Annotated in this window: 19 protein-coding genes; 11 read left to right on the top strand and 8 right to left on the bottom strand. The window is 68.6% G+C overall.

The window, feature by feature from the left end; all coding sequences use genetic code 11:
• The first annotated feature begins 4 nt into the window (after positions 1-4).
• A complete protein-coding gene (locus E0H75_RS24775; RefSeq protein ID WP_131516005.1) occupies positions 5-1027 on the top strand; it encodes a LuxR C-terminal-related transcriptional regulator in 1023 nt (340 codons plus the stop codon).
• Here the strand turns inward: E0H75_RS24775 and E0H75_RS24770 are convergent.
• Positions 1002-1187 (bottom strand): DUF5703 family protein, encoded by a 186-nt coding sequence (locus E0H75_RS24770; protein ID WP_131356698.1) that lies wholly within the window; start codon positions 1185-1187, stop codon positions 1002-1004. The two genes, E0H75_RS24775 and E0H75_RS24770, sit on opposite strands and share 26 nt — an antisense overlap.
• Before the next feature lie 30 nt (positions 1188-1217).
• Positions 1218-2159 carry an aldo/keto reductase gene (locus tag E0H75_RS24765; protein WP_131516004.1) on the bottom strand — a complete coding sequence of 314 codons (942 nt, stop codon included), beginning with the start codon at positions 2157-2159 and terminating at the stop codon, positions 1218-1220.
• Positions 2160-2210: 51 nt separating this feature from the next.
• Here E0H75_RS24765 and E0H75_RS24760 point away from each other — a divergent pair, with 51 nt between their 5' ends.
• Both E0H75_RS24760 and E0H75_RS24755 read left to right on the top strand, forming a co-directional pair.
• A complete protein-coding gene (locus E0H75_RS24760) occupies positions 2211-3263 on the top strand; it encodes an LLM class F420-dependent oxidoreductase (protein ID WP_131516003.1) in 1053 nt (350 codons plus the stop codon).
• Complete coding sequence (locus tag E0H75_RS24755; RefSeq protein WP_131516002.1) at positions 3263-4090, top strand: undecaprenyl-diphosphate phosphatase; 828 nt, start codon at positions 3263-3265, stop codon at positions 4088-4090. Before E0H75_RS24760 ends, E0H75_RS24755 begins: the two co-directional genes overlap by 1 nt.
• On the opposite strand, the gene E0H75_RS24750 is transcribed toward E0H75_RS24755, so the two are convergent.
• On the bottom strand, positions 4087-5058 hold the full coding sequence (locus E0H75_RS24750) for a magnesium and cobalt transport protein CorA (protein ID WP_238163245.1): 972 nt from the start codon (positions 5056-5058) through the stop codon (positions 4087-4089). The two genes, E0H75_RS24755 and E0H75_RS24750, sit on opposite strands and share 4 nt — an antisense overlap.
• A gap of 49 nt (positions 5059-5107) precedes the next feature.
• Here E0H75_RS24750 and E0H75_RS24745 point away from each other — a divergent pair, with 49 nt between their 5' ends.
• From E0H75_RS24745 to E0H75_RS24735, 3 genes are read left to right on the top strand one after another with little or no spacing between them, the layout of a single operon-like run.
• The gene (locus tag E0H75_RS24745; RefSeq protein ID WP_131516000.1) at positions 5108-5803 is read left to right on the top strand and encodes a histidine phosphatase family protein; all 696 of its coding nucleotides are present in this window, start codon (positions 5108-5110) and stop codon (positions 5801-5803) included.
• A gap of 12 nt (positions 5804-5815) precedes the next feature.
• A complete protein-coding gene (locus tag E0H75_RS24740) occupies positions 5816-6391 on the top strand; it encodes a DUF3090 domain-containing protein (RefSeq protein ID WP_131356712.1) in 576 nt (191 codons plus the stop codon).
• Positions 6388-7179, top strand: a complete 792-nt coding sequence (locus E0H75_RS24735) for an SCO1664 family protein (RefSeq protein WP_131515999.1) — start codon at positions 6388-6390, stop codon at positions 7177-7179. Before E0H75_RS24740 ends, E0H75_RS24735 begins: the two co-directional genes overlap by 4 nt.
• Before the next feature lie 11 nt (positions 7180-7190).
• Here E0H75_RS24735 and E0H75_RS24730 read toward each other — a convergent pair whose 3' ends face one another.
• Complete coding sequence (locus E0H75_RS24730; RefSeq protein WP_131515998.1) at positions 7191-7679, bottom strand: DUF1269 domain-containing protein; 489 nt, start codon at positions 7677-7679, stop codon at positions 7191-7193.
• Between the two features lie 191 nt (positions 7680-7870).
• On the opposite strand from E0H75_RS24730, the gene mshC reads away from it, so the two are divergent.
• Positions 7871-9091: a cysteine--1-D-myo-inosityl 2-amino-2-deoxy-alpha-D-glucopyranoside ligase gene (gene mshC / locus E0H75_RS24725; protein ID WP_131515997.1), complete on the top strand. Its 1221-nt coding sequence runs from the start codon at positions 7871-7873 to the stop codon at positions 9089-9091.
• A gap of 9 nt (positions 9092-9100) precedes the next feature.
• On the opposite strand, the gene E0H75_RS24720 is transcribed toward mshC, so the two are convergent.
• The 3 genes from E0H75_RS24720 to E0H75_RS24710 form a co-directional block, all read right to left on the bottom strand.
• The gene (locus tag E0H75_RS24720) at positions 9101-9991 is read right to left on the bottom strand and encodes a hypothetical protein (protein WP_131515996.1); all 891 of its coding nucleotides are present in this window, start codon (positions 9989-9991) and stop codon (positions 9101-9103) included.
• An 18-nt stretch (positions 9992-10009) separates the two neighbouring features.
• Entirely contained in the window at positions 10010-10777 is a 768-nt protein-coding gene (locus E0H75_RS24715) for a L,D-transpeptidase (RefSeq protein ID WP_131515995.1), read from the bottom strand.
• Positions 10778-10852: 75 nt separating this feature from the next.
• Positions 10853-11692 (bottom strand): polysaccharide deacetylase family protein, encoded by an 840-nt coding sequence (locus E0H75_RS24710; protein WP_131515994.1) that lies wholly within the window; start codon positions 11690-11692, stop codon positions 10853-10855.
• Between the two features lie 58 nt (positions 11693-11750).
• Here E0H75_RS24710 and E0H75_RS24705 point away from each other — a divergent pair, with 58 nt between their 5' ends.
• The gene (locus E0H75_RS24705) at positions 11751-12113 is read left to right on the top strand and encodes a MerR family transcriptional regulator (protein WP_131515993.1); all 363 of its coding nucleotides are present in this window, start codon (positions 11751-11753) and stop codon (positions 12111-12113) included.
• Here E0H75_RS24705 and E0H75_RS24700 read toward each other — a convergent pair.
• Positions 12110-12958 carry a PAC2 family protein gene (locus E0H75_RS24700; protein ID WP_131515992.1) on the bottom strand — a complete coding sequence of 283 codons (849 nt, stop codon included), beginning with the start codon at positions 12956-12958 and terminating at the stop codon, positions 12110-12112. The genes E0H75_RS24705 and E0H75_RS24700 overlap by 4 nt on opposite strands.
• A 212-nt stretch (positions 12959-13170) precedes the next feature.
• Between E0H75_RS24700 and E0H75_RS24695 the strand changes: the two genes are divergently transcribed.
• From E0H75_RS24695 to E0H75_RS24685, 3 genes are all read left to right on the top strand, one after another.
• Positions 13171-13833, top strand: coding sequence for an HAD family hydrolase (locus E0H75_RS24695; protein ID WP_238163244.1), 663 nt, complete (start codon positions 13171-13173; stop codon positions 13831-13833).
• 63 nt (positions 13834-13896) lie between these two features.
• Positions 13897-15468 (top strand): ABC transporter substrate-binding protein, encoded by a 1572-nt coding sequence (locus tag E0H75_RS24690; protein ID WP_131515991.1) that lies wholly within the window; start codon positions 13897-13899, stop codon positions 15466-15468.
• A gap of 243 nt (positions 15469-15711) precedes the next feature.
• The gene (locus tag E0H75_RS24685) at positions 15712-16704 is read left to right on the top strand and encodes an ABC transporter permease (RefSeq protein ID WP_131515990.1); all 993 of its coding nucleotides are present in this window, start codon (positions 15712-15714) and stop codon (positions 16702-16704) included.
• The last annotated feature ends 11 nt before the right edge of the window (positions 16705-16715 follow it).

Below are 16715 nucleotides of genomic sequence, written 5' to 3'. Positions count from 1 at the left end.
GATCATGGGGGCGGGGGATCGCCTGGAGGTGCTGATCCAGCGCTGTTACGCGGGGCTGGACGCCGATGAGTTGCGGTCCGAGCTGCTGACCCGGCTGCGGTCGCTGATGACCATCGACGCCGCGTTCTTCGCGACCGTCGACCCGGCCACCCTGCTGTTCACCTCGGCGAGCGCGGACGCGCCGCTCGGCGAGGTGACCGAGCAGTTCCTCGCGAACGAGTTCGGGCAGCCGGACGTCAACAAGTTCGTCACGCTCGCCGCCGCACGTGATCCGGTCAGCTCGCTCACCCACGCGACCAAGGGCGACTGGCAGAGCAGCACCCGGTACGTCGAAGTAATGCGCCCCATCGGCTTCGGTGACGAACTCCGGGCCGCGCTGATGTCGAACGGCCGCTGCTGGGGTGTCATCTGCCTGCACCGGGAGGACGCCGCGACCGGGTTCTCGGAGCAGGAGCTGCAGTTGGTACGGCGCCTTGGACCACACGTGGCCGAGGGACTGCGCCGTGGTCTGCTCAGCCGGGCCGGCGACGACGGCGAGGTCGGTCCGGGGGTGATCGTGCTCGACGCCGCTCTTCACCAGTTGTCGGCGAACGCGGAGGGCGAGCACTGGGTCGCAGAACTGCAGCCGGATCGGCGGACGGAGCTACCAGTCGCTGTCAGAACGGTCGCGACCAGGCTGACACAGGGGCCGGCGCCTCAGCTGAAAGTCAGGACCCGAGCCGGTCGATGGCTCGCACTGCATGCGTCGAAACTCGGCGATGACGGGCAGATGGTCGTCGTCATCGAGCCGGTGGCCCCGGCGCAGCTGGGGTCGTTGCTCTTCGATCTGCACGGGTTGACGCCCGCTCAGCAGCGGGTGACGGAGCTCTTGTTGCGGGGGTACTCCACGCGGCAGATCGTCGAGCGGTTGTACCTCTCACCGCACACCGTGCAGGAACACGTCCGGGCGGCGTACGACAAGGTCGGTGTCGGCAGTCGCCGCGAGCTGGTGACCGCGTTGCTCAGAGGGTCCGCATCACACGGATGATGCGGCGGCGGAGCCAGACCCGGCGGGTACCGTCCGGATAGCGACGAAGTCGGGCCAGCTCCCAGCCGCCGTACTCGGCGTGCTCGGTCAGCAATCGGCGCACCGCGCCGCGCGACTCCGTCCTGGACAACTCGAACTGCTGCAGTTCGTATTCGGCCATCCGCACCTCCACCTGCCAACGACATCTACCTCACGACACATCCTCCAGCGCCGCCACGATGGCCGGCGGAAGAGTGAGTTCCTCCACACCGAGCACGGACTTCAGTTGCATCGTGGTCCGGGCCCCGACAATCGCCGCCGACACCCCCGGCCGGTCCCGCACCCAGGTGAGCGCCACCTCGAGTGGGGTCCAGCCGAGCCCGTCGGCGGCTCGCGCGACCGCTTCCACGATGCCCGAACCGCGGCCGTCGAGGTAGGGGTCGACGAATCTGGACAGATGCTGAGACGCCGCCCGGGAGTCCGCCGGGATGCCCGTGCGGTACTTCCCAGTCAACACACCGCGCCCAAGCGGGGACCACGCGAGTACGCCGATCCCCAGCCCGCCGGCCGCCCGGATCGCGTCCGCCTCGGCGTCCCGGGCCAGCAACGAGTACTCCACCTGGTTGGACACCGGGACCGCGCGACCGGGCCACGCCTGCTGCCAGGTCACCGCCCGCGCCGACTTCCAACCGGCGTAGTTCGAGACTCCGACATACCGCACCTTGCCCGAGTTCACCGCGTGGTCGAGCGCCGACAGCGTCTCCTCGAGCGGTACGTCGTCCGACCAGGTGTGCAGCTGCCAGAGATCGATGTGGTCGACGTTCAGCCGCCGCAGCGAGCCCTCCAGGTCGCGCAGCAGGGCGCCCCGGGACGTGTCGGTGATCCGCTCACCCCGGCGGACGCTGAATCCGGCCTTGGTCGCGATCACCAGGTCGTCCCGCTCCACCACGTCGCCCAGCAGCGATCCGATCAGTCGCTCGCTGTCGCCGTCGCCGTACGCCGCGGCGGTGTCGATCAGCGTGCCACCTGCGGCCACGAACGCGGCCAGCTGCTCGCGCGCCTCGTGCTCATCGGTGTCGCGGCCCCAGGACATGGTGCCCAGGCCGAGCCGGCTCACCGCCAGGCCACTGTGACCGAGATAGCGCTGCTGCATGTGCCGAGCCTATTGCGGAGCACCGACAACGGCTCGTTAGGCTCGCCTGTCATGCGACTCGGACTCAACATCGGCTTCGTCTTCGGCGGCACCGATCATCTGGATCATCTGAGGCTGGTGCAGGAGGCCGAGCGACTCGGCTTCGCGGTCACCTGGGCCGCGGAGGCGTACGGCTCCGACGCCGCCACGCTGCTGACCTGGATCGCGGCCCAGACCTCCACCATCGATGTCGGCGCGGCGGTCTTCCAGATCCCGGCCCGGACGCCGGCGATGACCGCGATGACGGCGGCCACCCTGGACCGGCTCTCGAACGGCCGGTTCAGGCTCGGCCTCGGCGTGTCCGGCCCGCAGGTGTCCGAGGGCTGGCACGGCGTCCGGTTCTCTCAGCCGCTGCTCAGGACCCGTGAGTACGTTGCCATCGTGAACTCCGCCCTCCGTCGCGAGACCGTGGCCTTCGAGGGCAAGTACTTCACGCTGCCGCTGCCCGACGGACCCGGCAAGGCGCTGAAGCTGACCGTCCACCCGATCCGCGACCATGTACCCATCTACCTGGCCGCCGTCGGCCCGAAGAACCTCGAGCTGGCCGGTGAGATCGCCGACGGCTGGCTCGGTATCCTCAACGACCCCGCCTATCTGGGAGAGCAGTTGAAGCACATCAAGACGGGTCGCGAGATCCGTCAGCAAGGACTCGACGACTTCGACGTCGTCGCGTCCGTGCCGGTGATGACCGGTGACGACCTGCACGCCGCGGCCGACCCGATCCGTGGGTACGCCGCCCTCTACATCGGCGGCATGGGCAGCCGGGAGAAGAACTTCTACAACGCACTGGCTGTGCGGATGGGGTACGCCGAGGAGGCCAAGGAGATCCAGGACCTGTACCTGGACCGGAAGCACCGCGAGGCGATGGCCGCCGTACCGCACGGGTTCATCGACTCGATCTCGCTGCTCGGCAGCAAGGAGCGGATGGCCGACAAGCTGACCGCGTACGCCGAGGCCGGCGCGACCACCGTCGCGATCACGCCGTTCGCGTCCACCGTGGATCAGCGGATCGCCGACCTGCGCTTGGTCGCCGAGGCGCTCGAACTCGCCGGAGTAGGCCACTGATGACGATCTGGGACTCCATCATCCTCGGCATCGTCGAGGGCCTGACCGAATTCCTGCCGGTCTCCAGCACCGGGCACCTGACCATCGTGGCCAAGATGCTCGGCCTGCAGATCGACGACCCGTCGATCACCGGCTTCACCGCCGTGATCCAGATCGGTGCCATCGCGGCGGTCGTGCTGTTTTTCTGGAAGGACATCCAGCGGATCGCGATCGCCTGGGTGCGCGGTCTGGTCAAGCCCGAGCACCGCGGCGAGTTCGATCACCGGATGGGCTGGTACGTGATCGTCGGCTCGACGCCGATCGTCATCGTCGGATTCCTTGCCCGCGACATCATCTCGGGTCCGCTCCGCAGTCTGTGGTGGGTGGCCGCGGCCCTGATCGGCTGGTCGGTCGTGATGGTGGCCGCCGAGCGGGTGGGCAGCAAGTCCCGGCCGCTGACCCGGATCACGCTGGTCGACGCGATCGTGATGGGCCTGGTCCAGTGCCTCGCCCTGATCCCGGGCATCTCCCGCTCAGGTGCGACGATCTCGGCCGGACTGTTCCGCGGTCTCGACCGTGTCGCCGCCACCCGGATCTCGTTCCTGCTCGGCATTCCGGCCCTGGTCGGCGCCGGCGTCTACGAGCTCAAGGACGCCCTGAACGGCGACGTCGGTGCGGTGCCGCTGATCGTCGGGACCATCGTGAGTTTCGTCGTCGCCTATGCATCGGTGGCATGGCTGCTGCGGTTCGTGGCCAAGCACACGATCGAGGTCTTCGCGTTCTACCGGGTGCTGCTGGGCATCGTGCTGGTGATCCTGCTCGCGACGAGCACGATCACAGCAACCTAGAGCCAGCCGACCTTGCGGAAGAAGCGGTACATGGTGAAGCAGACGGCGGCCATCAGGAGCAGGATGCCGTAGTACCCGTAGTGCCAGGTGAGCTCGGGCATGTTGTCGAAGTTCATCCCGTAAATGCCGGCCAGCATGGTCGGTACGGCGGCGATCGCGACCCAGGCCGAGATCCGGCGCATGTCGTCGTTCTGCTGCACCGAGACGCGGGCCAGGTGGGCGCCGAGCGCCGAGCTGAGCAGCGTGTCGATGGATTCGGTCTGGTCGGCCACCCGGCTGACGTGGTCGGCGACGTCGCGGAAGAACGGCGCCGCCTTCGGGTTGATCCCGGGGACGCCGTGCGCGAACTGCTCCATCGGTTCGCGCAGCGGCAGGATCGCACGGCGCATCTCGAGTACCTCGCGTTTGAGCCGGTAGATCCGCTCCGCGTCGCTGGTCCGGTCCGCCGAGAACACCGACGACTCGATCTCGTCGACGTCGACCTCGACCGACTCGGCGACCGACTCGTATCCGTCGACGACCGAGTCGCAGATCGCCCACAGCACGGCGGCCGGGCCGTGACCGAGCATCTGGGCGCGTTCCTCGAGATTCTGCCGGGTCGTTGCCAGCTCACCACCTTGGCCGTGCCGGACCGTGACGACGTACCGCGGGCCGACGAAGACGCTGAGCTGGCCGGTCTCGACGGCGTCGCCCTCGTCGACGTACCAGAGGGTGCGCAGTACGACGACGATCGCGTCGCCGAACCGCTCGACCTTGGGCCGCTGGTGCGCCTTGAGGGCGTCCTCGACGGCGAGTTCGTGCAGGTCGAAGAGCCGCTGGACGCGACGCATCTCGGCGTCCGACGGTTCGTGCAGGCCGACCCAGCCGAAGCACTCGCCGTGGTCGTCGATGGCCTGGGCAACGGTCTCGGGGTCCTTGGGCAGGTCCTGCCGTTCGCCGCCGGCGTACACCCCGCAGTCCACGATCACAGCCCCATCATGGCACCGCGACTTGCGCACACCGGATAACGTGCAGGTCATGCCCACGGTGATCCTGGTCCGCCACGGCCGCAGTGCCGCGAACACCTCCGGCACGCTGGCCGGCCGCACTCCCGGAGTGAAGCTGGACGAGACCGGCGTGCGCCAGGCGGAGGCGGTCGCACAGCGACTGGCCGGGCTGCCACTGGCCGCGATCGTCACCTCGCCGCTGGAGCGCTGCAAGCAGACCGCGGCCGCGATCGCGAAACTCCACGAAGGGTTGCGTCCGGCAACGGATCGGCGGCTGACCGAGTGCGGGTACGGCGACTGGACCGGGAAGAAGATCGCCACGCTGGCCAAGGACCCGCTGTGGGCGGTCGTGCAGCAACACCCGTCCGCGGTGACGTTCCCGGGTGGCGAGTCGATGCGGGCGATGCAGCAGCGTGCGGTGGACGCGGTCCGGGCCCATGACGCGGCGCTGGCGAAGAGCCACGGACCCAACGCCCTGTGGGTGGCGGTGTCGCACGGCGACGTGATCAAGGCGATCGTGGCGGACGCGCTGGGGCAGCACCTGGATACGTTCCAGCGGATCGTGGTCGACACCGCGTCGACGACGATCATCACCTACACCACGACCCGTCCGTTCCTGGTCCGCCTGAACGACTCCGGCAGCGAACTGGAGTCCCTGATCCCCAAACCGCCGGCCAAAGGCAGGACCAAGAAGCAGTCCTCGGACGCGGTGGTCGGCGGACGGTAATAGGGTCTAGACATGGCGCGCGTTGTTCATTCGTACGACGATCCGGATCGGTTCGTCGCCGGCACCGTGGGGGAACCCGGTGCCAGGACCTTCTTCCTGCAGGCCCGGGCCGGTGCCCGGCTGACCTCGGTGGCCTGTGAGAAGGAGCAGGTGATGGCGCTCGCGGAGCGGCTGGACGTCATGCTGGACGAGGTCGCCCGGCGGTTCGACCGGGATCCGATCACGCCGGCCGGGGCGGACGACACCGACCCGCTCGAGCAGCCGATCGAGGAGGAGTTCCGGGCCGGCACCATGACGCTGGCCTGGGAGGCCGACGCCGAGCGCGTGGTGATCGAGGTGTTCTCGGTCGTCCCCGGCGAGCAGGCCGAGCTGGAGGAGACCGACCCGGTCCAGGCCGCGATGGACTCCGAGGACGCCGAGGTATTCATCGTCCGGATCAGCGAGGAACAGGCCCGGGCGTTCGCCCGGCGGGCCGTCGCGCTGGTCGCGTCCGGGCGGCCGAGCTGCCCGTTCTGCGGCCGGCCGATCGACCCGGAGGGGCACATCTGCCCGCGCGCCAACGGCTACCGCAGGCACCTGCCGGAATGATCGACCAGGACCTGCTCGCCGATGGGGAGCTGTCCCTGCACGGCCGCCTGGTGGCCGCGTCGAACGGGACGTTCCAGGGCTCGGTGAGTCTCGAGGACCGTACGGCGACGGTGGTCTACAAGCCCGTCCAGGGTGAGCGGCCGCTGTGGGACTTCCCCGACGGCACGCTGGCCCAGCGCGAGTACGCGGCGTACGTCGTGTCCGAGGCGCTGGGGTGGTCGGTGGTGCCGCCGACGCTGTTGCGGGACGGGCCGCTCGGCGAGGGCATGGTGCAGCTGTGGATCGACGAAGTCGAGCTGCCGGCGGGGGAGACCGAGCTGGTCGACATCGTCCCGCAAGGCCGCGTGCCGAAGGGATGGGTCGGCGTCTTCGACGCGCTCGACGGCCGGCACAACCCGGTCACGCTGGTGCACGCGGACAACGTGGCACTGCAGCGGATGGCGGTGTTCGATGCCGTGGTCAACAATGCCGACCGCAAGGGCGGCCATGTGCTGAACCCGGGGGACGGCCGCGTGTTCGGGGTCGACCACGGGGTCACGTTCAACGCCGACGACAAGCTGCGGACCGTGTTGTGGGGCTGGGCCGGTGACCCGATCCCGGCCGAGCTGCTGGACGACGTACGCAGGCTGGCCGACCGGCTCGCCGGTGGGCTCGGGACGGAGCTGTGCGAGCTGATCACCGCGGTGGAGCTGACGGCGACCCGCGAGCGGTGCTCGTCGCTCCTCAAGACCGGGATCTACCCGTACCCCAGCGAGGACTGGCCGGCCATTCCCTGGCCGGCCTTCTAGCCAGTACGGCGTCAGCGGCCGCCGAAGGTCTCCAGCAGGACCTGACGCTCGGCATCGGTGAGGTTCGTGTCGATGAGCTTGCTGTGCATGCCGTGGAACCGTTCGCCGACCCGGTCCAGATCGCCGTCCTCGGTGACTGCGAAGAGGGCCGAGGTTCCTGGGGTCACCTCGGTGCGGATCTTCTGCAGTTGCTCCTTGGTGATGCCCGCATCCTGGGTCGACTTGCTGATCGCGCCGATCGCGGCCCCGGCGACGCCACCGATCAACGGTACGAAGAAGAGGGCGCCGAGGAGAACGCCCCACAGCGCCCCCCAGCCGGTCCCGCGCCAGGTGTCTTCGTGTCCCTGCTTGGTGGTCGGATGCGAGTCCTCCTTCGGCCACGAGACGATCGCGTGATCGAGGATCTTCACCAGTCCGTCCCGCTCACAGCCCTTGAGAACCGATTCGGCGTGCCCGGCGCCGTCCGGACCATCGAACTTCCACACCGTAAAGGCGGTCATGGTGCACTCCTTGCCGTCGATCGAACCGAACGCATGCCCGGAACGCGCGGCGAGCGTCCCGCCGCAACCCCATCGTGGGCGCCGGAGGACCTGGCAAACTTCACCCGGCCAGGATGAATCTGCGGGCGGAGCGACCGGACAGTGGAACCGTGTCGCGGCACTGCAATGGGGGCTGGCATAAGCTCCAGGACATGCAGGCGTGGACAACTCCAGACATCCCGGTCGTCCCGGGTCCGGCCCGGCGGCTGCGCCTCCACGACACCGCCTCGGGCGGACTGGTCGAGGTACCGCCGGCCGACGGCGGCACCGCCCGGATGTATGTGTGCGGCATCACGCCGTACGACGCCACGCACATGGGCCATGCGGCGACGTACGTGACGTTCGACCTGATCAACCGGATGTGGCGCGATGCCGGGTACGACGTCAGCTACACGCAGAACATCACCGATGTCGACGACCCGCTGCTCGAGCGGGCCGCCGAGACCGGGGTCGACTGGACCGACCTGGCGCACCGCGAGATCCAGCTGTTCCGCGACGACATGACCTCGCTGCGGGTGATCCCGCCGCAGCACTACATCGGCGTGGTCGAGTCGGTCGACCTGGTGGCGAACGCGGTCGACGAACTGCGCCGCGCCGGCGCGGTCTACTCGGTCGACGGTGACCTGTACTTCGCGGTGAAGGCGGACCCGGCGTTCGGTGGCGTGTCCGGATACGACCGCGAGACGATGACGGAACTGTTCGCCGAGCGCGGCGGTGACCCGGAGCGTGAGGGCAAGCGGGATCCGCTGGACAGCCTGCTGTGGCGTCATGAGCGCCCGGGGGAGCCGGCCTGGGATTCGCCCGTCGGCCGCGGCCGGCCCGGCTGGCACGTCGAGTGTTCGGCGATCGCGCTGGAGTACCTCGGGATGTCGTTCGACGTCCAGGGCGGCGGGACGGACCTGATCTTCCCGCACCACGAGATGTCGGCCAGCGGCGCACAGGTCGCGACCGGCGAGCACCCGTTCGCCCACGCGTACGTGCACCAGGCGATGGTCGGTCTGGACGGCGAGAAGATGTCGAAGTCCAAGGGCAACCTGGTGCTGGTCTCGAGGGAGCGGCAGGCCGGGTCGGACCCGATGGCGATCCGGCTGGCTTTGCTCGCGCACCACTACCGCACCGAGTGGTTCTGGACCGAGTCGGTGCTGCTCGACGCGCAGGAGCGGCTGGACGTCTGGCGCGGTGCGATCAGCCGGGGCTCGGGTCCCGACGGTGCGGCGGCGGTCGACGCCGTACGGGCCGCGCTCACCAACGACCTCGACAGCGTCGCGGCGCTGTCCGCGATCGACACCTGGGCCGAGACCAACGGCGACGACACCGAGGCTCCCGCTCTGGTGGCCCTGGCGGTCGATGCTCTGCTCGGTGTGAAGCTGTAGGTCTAGCGGTCAGCCCGTCACTGGCTGGTGGGTCTTGACCGGCGTCGGAGGCGTCGCGGCCGGCGGCTCGTTGAGCTGCGGCGGCTCAGTGGTCGGCGGATGGGTCGGCTTCGGCGTGGGATGTGGCGCCGGCTTGGAACAGGTCGCCGAGGCGAGCCGGATGACCTGCGTGCCGCCGCCGAGGTCGATCGTCAGTCCGGTGATCGTGAACGAGCCGTCCGTACGCTTGGCCTGGTCGTTGACCGTGATGGTCGCCAGTGGCGCGGCCGGGATTGTCGCGCCCTGCTTGGTGGTCGGCAGGGCGATGCGCTGACCGAGCAGGGTCAGGGCGCCGATGTCGACACCGCCTTCGTCGCCGGAGCACCACACGTTGACCGAGTCGATGCCGAGCAGCGAACTGGGTGGAGTGAGCAACAAGTTGCAGAGGTCGGGCAGGTTCTTGACCGGCAGATCCTTCGTGCTGAGCTTGGGTAGCGGCAGCCCGAGGTCAGGCAACGGGAGGTCGGGGATCGGGAGGTCGTCGGCACCCTGCGCGGGCAGGTTGGCGCAACTCTGCTTCAACTCCGGCGGGAGCTTCACCTGGCTGAGGATGTCCGGGCCGACGACCACGTCGAACAGCTCGACCGAGGCCGAGTCGTTCCCGGCCGTCGCGTTGCCGGCGCGGACCGAGATCAGCGGGTTCTTCGGGAGCTCCAGTGCGGACGTCGTCCGTCGTTTCCCGTCGGGCGATTCGGCGTACGGCGTCTTGGCGATCGGGAATTGTCCGTCCGCACTGACCGCGTACGCCGAGGACGGCCGCGCCGCCGCATTGCCGATGGGCGCGCTCGCGACCACGGTGAACGCCACCACGCCGCCAACGGCCGCGACCGTGGTGATGGTCCGCGCGAGGTCTGGTCGCATCACGGTGTCCTCAACTTTCTATTTGCTGTCGATCAGGACGAGCGTCCCGAGCGGCACCTTCTGCAGGTGGGCGAGTGCGGTCTTAGGGACCCGGACGCAACCGGCGCTGATGGCGGCGCCGAAGACGTCCGGCCGCGGCCAGCCATGGATCGCGACCGTACCAGGGCCGCCACCGAACGTGTCCAGAGTGGGACTGTGCGCTCCCAACGGCAGCACGATGGGCGACGCGGACCGCTTGTTGTCGATGATCGAGCCGAGCAGGAACGTGCGGCCCGGCGGCGTCGGCGTCTTCTTCGCACCGACCCCGGCCTTCCACACCCCGAGTCGCCGGCCGCGCTGGAACAGCTCGATCGTCCGCGAGCCGGTGTGGACCTTGATCAGGTACGACGAGGACGCGCGATCGAGGTCTTCGTCCGGCAGCCAGCCGGTCGAACGGTTCGGCTTGGACGGCAGCAGCACCCGGACCCAGCCGTCGGCCTGCTCGACCACCGGCAGCCAGGTCTGGCCGAACTGCGTCGGCCCGATCTTGGCGAACGCGTCCGTGTCCGGCGCGCTGTAGAGCGCCGTCTCGGTCCGCGGGTGCACGACCAGTCCGTCGGTCCCGGCGTACGGCTGGGGATCGAGGGGTGCGGTCGTGATCGTGGTTGCCGTTGTCGACGCGGCGAGCGTGGTGAGGTCGACGGTCTCCTGCTTGTCGTCGTTGGTGAAGCCGACCACGGCGACGATGCCGAGCAGGGCGAGCACAGCCAAGGCCGGAGCCGAGCTCCCGCCCTTCCCCTTGCCCATAACCCGCTCCCCGTGATCCTCGACCCGGACGAGGATAAGCCGATCCCCACCATCACGCCAGTGTTGATGAACCAGTCAGGCTGTCACATAGTGCTCCGCGATCTCGTCACTCGTTGTCAGCCAGACGTCGCTCTGCGAGGCAATGTACTCCAGCGCAAGGTCGAGGTACTTCGCCAGGAACGGCTGACCGATCACGAACGGGTGCAGCGCGAGCGCCATCACCCGGCCGCTGTGCTCGGAGTCGGCGCGGAGTACGTCGTACTGGTCCTTGACCATCTGGAGGAAGTCGGGGCCGGACGAACCGCGGAGGAACAGGCCGAGGTCGTTCAGCCCGAGGGTGTACGGGACGCTGAGCATGCCGGGGACGTTCAGCCGGTACGGCTGGTCGTCGTTGGTCCAGTCGAGGACGTACTGGTAGCCGAGCTCGGACAGCAGTTCGGGGGTGTTGTCGGTCTCGGTCAGGGCGGGGCCCATCCAGCCCTTCGGCCGTTGACCGGTCGCGGTCTCGATCGTGCCGGTGATCTCGGCGAGGATCTTGCGCTCCTCGTCCGGTGCGTAGCCGGTGTGCAGGATCGAGTTGGTCGAGCCGTGCGCGAGCCAGACCCAGTCGCGTTCCACGCCGGCCTTGATGATCTGCGGGTTGTGCTCGGCAACCATCGAGTTCACCAGTGCGCTGGCCCGGATTCCGTGCCGGTCGAGGATGTCCATCGTGCGCCAGATGCCGACCCGGGCGCCGTAGTCGCGCCAGCCGTGGTTCAGCGGGTCCGGCTTCAGGTCCAGCGGCCAGATGCTGGTGGACGGCTCGCCGGGCAGGAAGTGCTCGATGTTGAGACCGACGTAGAAGGCGAGCTTCTTGCCGTCCGGCCAGGTGAGCTGGGGGCGTTCGGTGATGGGGCTGTAGTCGAAGAGCGTCATACCGACACGGTAAAATCTGACATCAGTGTCAAGTTCAAGTCCCGCGGGAGGATCGGCGATGCGGATCGGTGAGCTGGCCCGGCGGACCGGGGTGAGCGAGCGGTCGCTGCGGTACTACGAGCAGCAGGGACTACTGGTGTCGGAGCGGAGTCCCGGCGGACAGCGGGAGTACGCCGAGCGGGCGGTCGACCGGGTGATCTTGATCCAGGAGTTGTTCGCGGCCGGGCTGCACAGCAAGAAGATCGCTGAGTTACTCCCGTGCATGCGCGACCCCGACGGCGGCCCGAACGAACGGGCCACCCCGCAACTCGTCACCGACCTGACCGCCGAACGCGACCGCATCGATCAGATGATCGCCGACCTGACGACATCCCGAGCGGTCCTGGACGAGGTCATCACGACTGCTGCTCAGGAGCTCTAGTCGCTGGGGTGGTTCTTGTTCCGTCGGCGGAGGTAGCGCTCGAACTCGGCGGCGATCGCGTCACCGGTGGCCTCGGGCAGGTCCGCGGTGTCGCGCTGCTCCTCGAGCGAGTGCACGTACTCCGCGACCTCCGGGTCTTCCTCGCTGAGCTCGTCGGCGCCGCGCTGCCAGGCGCGGGCCAGCTCGGGCAGATCGCCGTCCGGGATCTGCAGGTCCAGCAGCGCCTCGATCTTGGTCAGCAGCGCCAGCGACGCCTTCGGGCACGGCGTACTGGCGATGTAGTGCGGGATCGCGGACCAGATCGACACCGACGGCACGCCGAGGGTGCTGCACAGGTCGGCGAAGACTCCGGTGATCCCGGTCGGGCCCTCGTACGTCGACGGCTCGAGGCTCCACGACGCGGACAGCTCCGGATCGGACGAGGTCGCCGAGACCGGGATCGGCCGGGTGTGCGGGGAATCCGCGAGCAGTGCGCCGAGCACCACAACGAGCTGCGCGTTCGACTCGTCGACCACCTCCAGCAGCTCCTGGCAGAAGCCGCGCCAACGCATGTTCGGCTCGATGCCGCGAATCAGGAGCACGTCCCGGTCGGTGTCCTCGGGCCGGGCGACGTACATCCGGGTGGTCGGCCAGGTCAGCTGCCGCCCGCCGTCCTCGTCGAAGCCGACCATCGGGCGGTTCACCTGGAAGTCGTAGTAGTCCTCGGGGTCGATCGCGGTGACGAGCTCCGCGTCCCACTCGTCGATCAGGTGGTCGACCGCGCCGGTGGCCGCCTCGGCCGCGTCGTTCCAGCCCTCGAACGCGGCGATCACGACCGGGTCCCTCAGGTTCGCGAGGTCAACCACTCGCAGGCCCCCTGTCGTCTGTGTGCCATCCGGCGGGGTCGCCGGAATCCGGACTGCCCAGCCTACGTGGTCGCGCCGACGGGCGGGCCTGGTTTCACGCCCAGCGGAACGTGTCGCCGTCCGTGGGCCGGACCCGGCGGCGGCCGGTCCGGAGGGACCGAGGAAAATGGTTCCGCGAACCGATCGCGCCAGGCCTGACGAAGGAGCTGCACTTGCACCCGGAACAATCCCTCCAAGCGGTGCTGTGGGACATGGACGGGACCCTGGTCGACTCCGAGAAGACCTGGGCCGAGGTGCAGATCCAGTTCCTCGCCGAGCTCGGGGTGACCTGGACCGAGCAGGACTGCCTGACCCTCATCGGCAGTGACCTGCGGGACGCGGTCAAGGTCTGGATGGCGCGGATCCCGGCCGGTGTGATCACCCCCGACGACCTCGCCGAGCAGATGTTCGGCCGAGTGGTGGACGAACTCCGCAGGGAGGTCAGCTTCCAGCCGGGCGCGGTCGAACTGCTGCAGGCACTGCGCAAGGAGGACATCCCGTGCGCGCTGGTGTCGGCGTCGTACCGGGTGATGATCGACGCGGTGCTCGGCCATCTGCCGCCCGACCCGTTCGACGTGATCGTGGCCGGCGACGAGGTGACGCGTGGCAAGCCGCACCCGGAGCCGTACCTGACCGCGGCTCGCAAGCTGGGTGTCGACCCGACCCGGTGCGTGGTGATCGAGGACTCCAACACGGGGACCGAGTCCGGTACGGCGGCCGGCGCGTACGTGGTCGCCGTACCCCAGTGGGTGACGATTCCGGACGCGCCGCGACGCCTCGTGGTGCGTTCGCTCGAGCCGCTCACGCCGGAGGCCCTGCGCGACCTGCTCCGTTGACGGGTTACCGTCACTTGGTGCCCTCGGGGGCGTTGTTCGGGTAGCGGGCTGGGGAAGGGTGAGATGTTGACCGAGTGGTGGCGCCGGGGTGCGGTGACGGCCGCGGTGGGTGTGCTGAGCGTGTCGTTGGCGGCGTGTGGTGAGCCGGACGACAACGCGCCGCATCCGGGTGAGCCGTCGCCGAAGGCGATGGTGCTCCGGCTCGCGACCACCGACCAGGTCACCTCGCTCGACCCGGCCGGTCCGTACGGCGTGGCCTCGCGGACCGTCCAGGCGAACCTGTACCAGACGCTGCTCACGATCATGCCGGGCAAACCGACGCCGGTCCCGGACGCCGCCGACTGCCAGTTCGACTCTCCGACGACGTACACCTGCAGCCTGAAGGAAGGGCTGAAGTTCCCGAACGGGCACGAACTGACCTCGTCGGACGTGAAGTTCAGCTTCGAGCGGCTGCTCAAGCTGAAGACCCCGAACGGGCCGGCCCCGCTGTTCTCGTCGCTGACCTCGGTCAGTACGCCGGACGACCTCACCGCGGTGTTCCACCTGAAGAGCCCGGACGCGCGGCTGCCGTACCTGCTGACCACGACGGCCGGGTCGATCGTGGACGAGGAGTACTACCCGGCGAACAAACTGCTCGACACCAAGGCGATGGGCAGCGGCCCGTACCAGCTGGCGGCGTACCGGCCGGGGGAGCGGATCATGCTGGCCCGCTTCGACGGATACCGCGGTCCGCGCGGACCGCAGAACGACGGCGCCGACATCACGTTCGTGAAGGACTCGACCGCGCTGTACCAAGCGGTGACGACGGGCAAGACGGACCTGGCCTTCCATAGGTTCGGGCCGAACCTGCTGGACAAGTTGCGGACGTCGGACCAGGTCCAGCTGGTCGAGTCCGACTCCGCGGCGATCCAGTTCTACGCCTTCCACATGAAGTCGCTCACATCGCGCAAGCTCGCCGTACGTCGTGCCTTCGCGCAACTGCTCGACCGGCAGACGCTCGTGAAGAGGGTGTACGGCGACCATGTGGCGCCGCTGTTCTCGTTGGTGCCGCCCGGCTTCGGCGGACAGGTGGATGCGTTCAAGACGGAGTACAAGCAGCCGAACAAGACCGCCGCTGCCGCGATCCTCAAGGAGGCCGGCATCGTCGTACCGGTGCCGCTGACGGTGGGGTGGACGCCGGTGCAGTACGGCACGACCGCGAAGGCGGAGGTGCTCGAGCTGAAGCGCCAGCTCGACGCGTCCGGGCTGTTCCGGGTCACGTTGCGGAACGCGGACTGGCCGGAGTACCAGACGCTCGCCCGCGCGGGTGCGTACGACGTCTACTACGGGAGCTGGATCCCGGAGTACCCGGATGCCGACGACTACCTCGCACCGTTCGTCCAGGCCGGCGGCGGCTTCCAGAACGGCTACCGGTCCTCGGCGGCCGCGAAGTTGCTGCAGCAGGAAACGACGGAGCAGAACGGGCTGGAACGCGACGACCTGATCGGTCAGCTACAGGGAGTGCTGGCCAAGGAGGTTCCGGCGGTCCCGGCCTGGCAGAGCCGGTTCACGGTGGCGGCCGGCAAGGACATCGAAAATGTGCCCGCGGCGCTCAATCCGTTGTCGTTCCTGTACCTGTCCGGTCTCCGCAAGTAATCACCGCCGCGTGACACAAAGATGCCATGACAGTAACGGTTCGCGAGGCTCCGGCGACCGTGGGTACGGCGCCGTGGTTTACTGCGGAATGTCCACGATACGGGACGATTTCCTGACGGTCACGATCGGGCAACGCAGCACTTTCCGCGTTTGACTCCAGCCTGTAATGGCGGCAGGTTAAGGCGGCAGCCATACCGGATTCGTCCCGGTCCCATCGAACATGCAGGCAGGGGAACCCATCGCGTGAGCACGCCACTCGAGGTCGAGCCGGGAGCATCGGCAGCGCAGCCTGAGGCCATCCTCAAGGGCGCCGGCAAGATCGAGGGTCGCTCGCTGTGGCAGATCTCCTGGATGCGACTGAAGCGCGACAAGGTCGCGCTCGCCGGTGGCGCCTTCGTGGCCTTCCTGGTCGTGGTCGCGATCCTCGCCCCGCTCTTGTGCAAGCTCCTCGGCGTCACGCCGAACGACTTCCACCAGGACCTGGTCGACCCGTCACTGCAGACTCCGATCGGCAAGTGGGGCGGGATCAGCGCGGACCACCCGCTCGGGATCGAGCCGGTCAACGGCCGCGACATCTTCGCACGGATCGTCTACGGCGCCCGGATCTCACTGCTGATCGCGTTCCTGGCAACCCTGGTGTCGGTGGTGATCGGCACCGTGATGGGCGTCGTCGCGGGGTACTTCGGCGGCTGGGTGGACACGCTCATCAGCCGGGTGATGGACATCTTCCTCGCCTTCCCGCTGTTGCTGTTCGCGCTCGCGCTGGTCGGTGCCCTCCCGGACAAGCTGCTCGGCATCCAGGGCGACGCGCTGCGGGTGGCCCTCGTCATCTTCATCATCGGCTTCTTCAGTTGGCCCTACATCGGCCGGATCATCCGCGGGCAGACACTGTCGCTGCGGGAGCGGGAGTTCGTCGACGCCGCCCGGAGCCTCGGCGCCCGGCGTCCGTACATCCTGTTCACCGAGCTGCTGCCGAACCTGATCGCCCCGATCCTGGTGTACGCGACGCTGCTGATCCCGACGAACGTGCTCTTCGAGGCCGGCCTGTCGTATCTGGGTGTCGGCATCCGCCCGCCGACAGCCAGCTGGGGCGACATGCTGTCGATCGCCGCGAACTGGTACCAGGTCGACCCGATGTACATGGTCCCGCCCGGTCTGGCGATCTTCCTGACGGTGCTGGCCTTCAACCTGTTCGGCGACGGATTGCGCGACGCGCTGGACCCGCGCTCGCGATAGGACTTCTCTCC

The organism is Kribbella capetownensis, assembly GCF_004331485.1.
GTDB lineage: Bacteria > Actinomycetota > Actinomycetes > Propionibacteriales > Kribbellaceae > Kribbella > Kribbella capetownensis.
Note: the sequence above shows the minus strand (reverse complement) of the source record. Positions and strands in the feature narration are given on the sequence as shown.

What these genes read in the sequence shown, in the direction of transcription:
- E0H75_RS24730 (WP_131515998.1), bottom strand. Translation starts at nt 7,679, where the DNA reads ATGACCGCCTTTACGGTGTGGAAGTTCGATGGTCCGGACGGCGCCGGG.
- E0H75_RS24740 (WP_131356712.1), top strand. Translation starts at nt 5,816, where the DNA reads ATGGCGCGCGTTGTTCATTCGTACGACGATCCGGATCGGTTCGTCGCC.
- E0H75_RS24745 (WP_131516000.1), top strand. Translation starts at nt 5,108, where the DNA reads ATGCCCACGGTGATCCTGGTCCGCCACGGCCGCAGTGCCGCGAACACC.
- E0H75_RS24775 (WP_131516005.1), top strand. Translation starts at nt 5, where the DNA reads ATGGGGGCGGGGGATCGCCTGGAGGTGCTGATCCAGCGCTGTTACGCG.
- E0H75_RS24715 (WP_131515995.1), bottom strand. Translation starts at nt 10,777, where the DNA reads ATGGGCAAGGGGAAGGGCGGGAGCTCGGCTCCGGCCTTGGCTGTGCTC.
- E0H75_RS24765 (WP_131516004.1), bottom strand. Translation starts at nt 2,159, where the DNA reads ATGCAGCAGCGCTATCTCGGTCACAGTGGCCTGGCGGTGAGCCGGCTC.
- E0H75_RS24770 (WP_131356698.1), bottom strand. Translation starts at nt 1,187, where the DNA reads ATGGCCGAATACGAACTGCAGCAGTTCGAGTTGTCCAGGACGGAGTCG.
- E0H75_RS24735 (WP_131515999.1), top strand. Translation starts at nt 6,388, where the DNA reads ATGATCGACCAGGACCTGCTCGCCGATGGGGAGCTGTCCCTGCACGGC.
- E0H75_RS24705 (WP_131515993.1), top strand. Translation starts at nt 11,751, where the DNA reads ATGCGGATCGGTGAGCTGGCCCGGCGGACCGGGGTGAGCGAGCGGTCG.
- mshC (WP_131515997.1), top strand. Translation starts at nt 7,871, where the DNA reads ATGCAGGCGTGGACAACTCCAGACATCCCGGTCGTCCCGGGTCCGGCC.
- E0H75_RS24710 (WP_131515994.1), bottom strand. Translation starts at nt 11,692, where the DNA reads ATGACGCTCTTCGACTACAGCCCCATCACCGAACGCCCCCAGCTCACC.
- E0H75_RS24720 (WP_131515996.1), bottom strand. Translation starts at nt 9,991, where the DNA reads ATGCGACCAGACCTCGCGCGGACCATCACCACGGTCGCGGCCGTTGGC.
- E0H75_RS24760 (WP_131516003.1), top strand. Translation starts at nt 2,211, where the DNA reads ATGCGACTCGGACTCAACATCGGCTTCGTCTTCGGCGGCACCGATCAT.
- E0H75_RS24690 (WP_131515991.1), top strand. Translation starts at nt 13,897, where the DNA reads ATGTTGACCGAGTGGTGGCGCCGGGGTGCGGTGACGGCCGCGGTGGGT.
- E0H75_RS24755 (WP_131516002.1), top strand. Translation starts at nt 3,263, where the DNA reads ATGACGATCTGGGACTCCATCATCCTCGGCATCGTCGAGGGCCTGACC.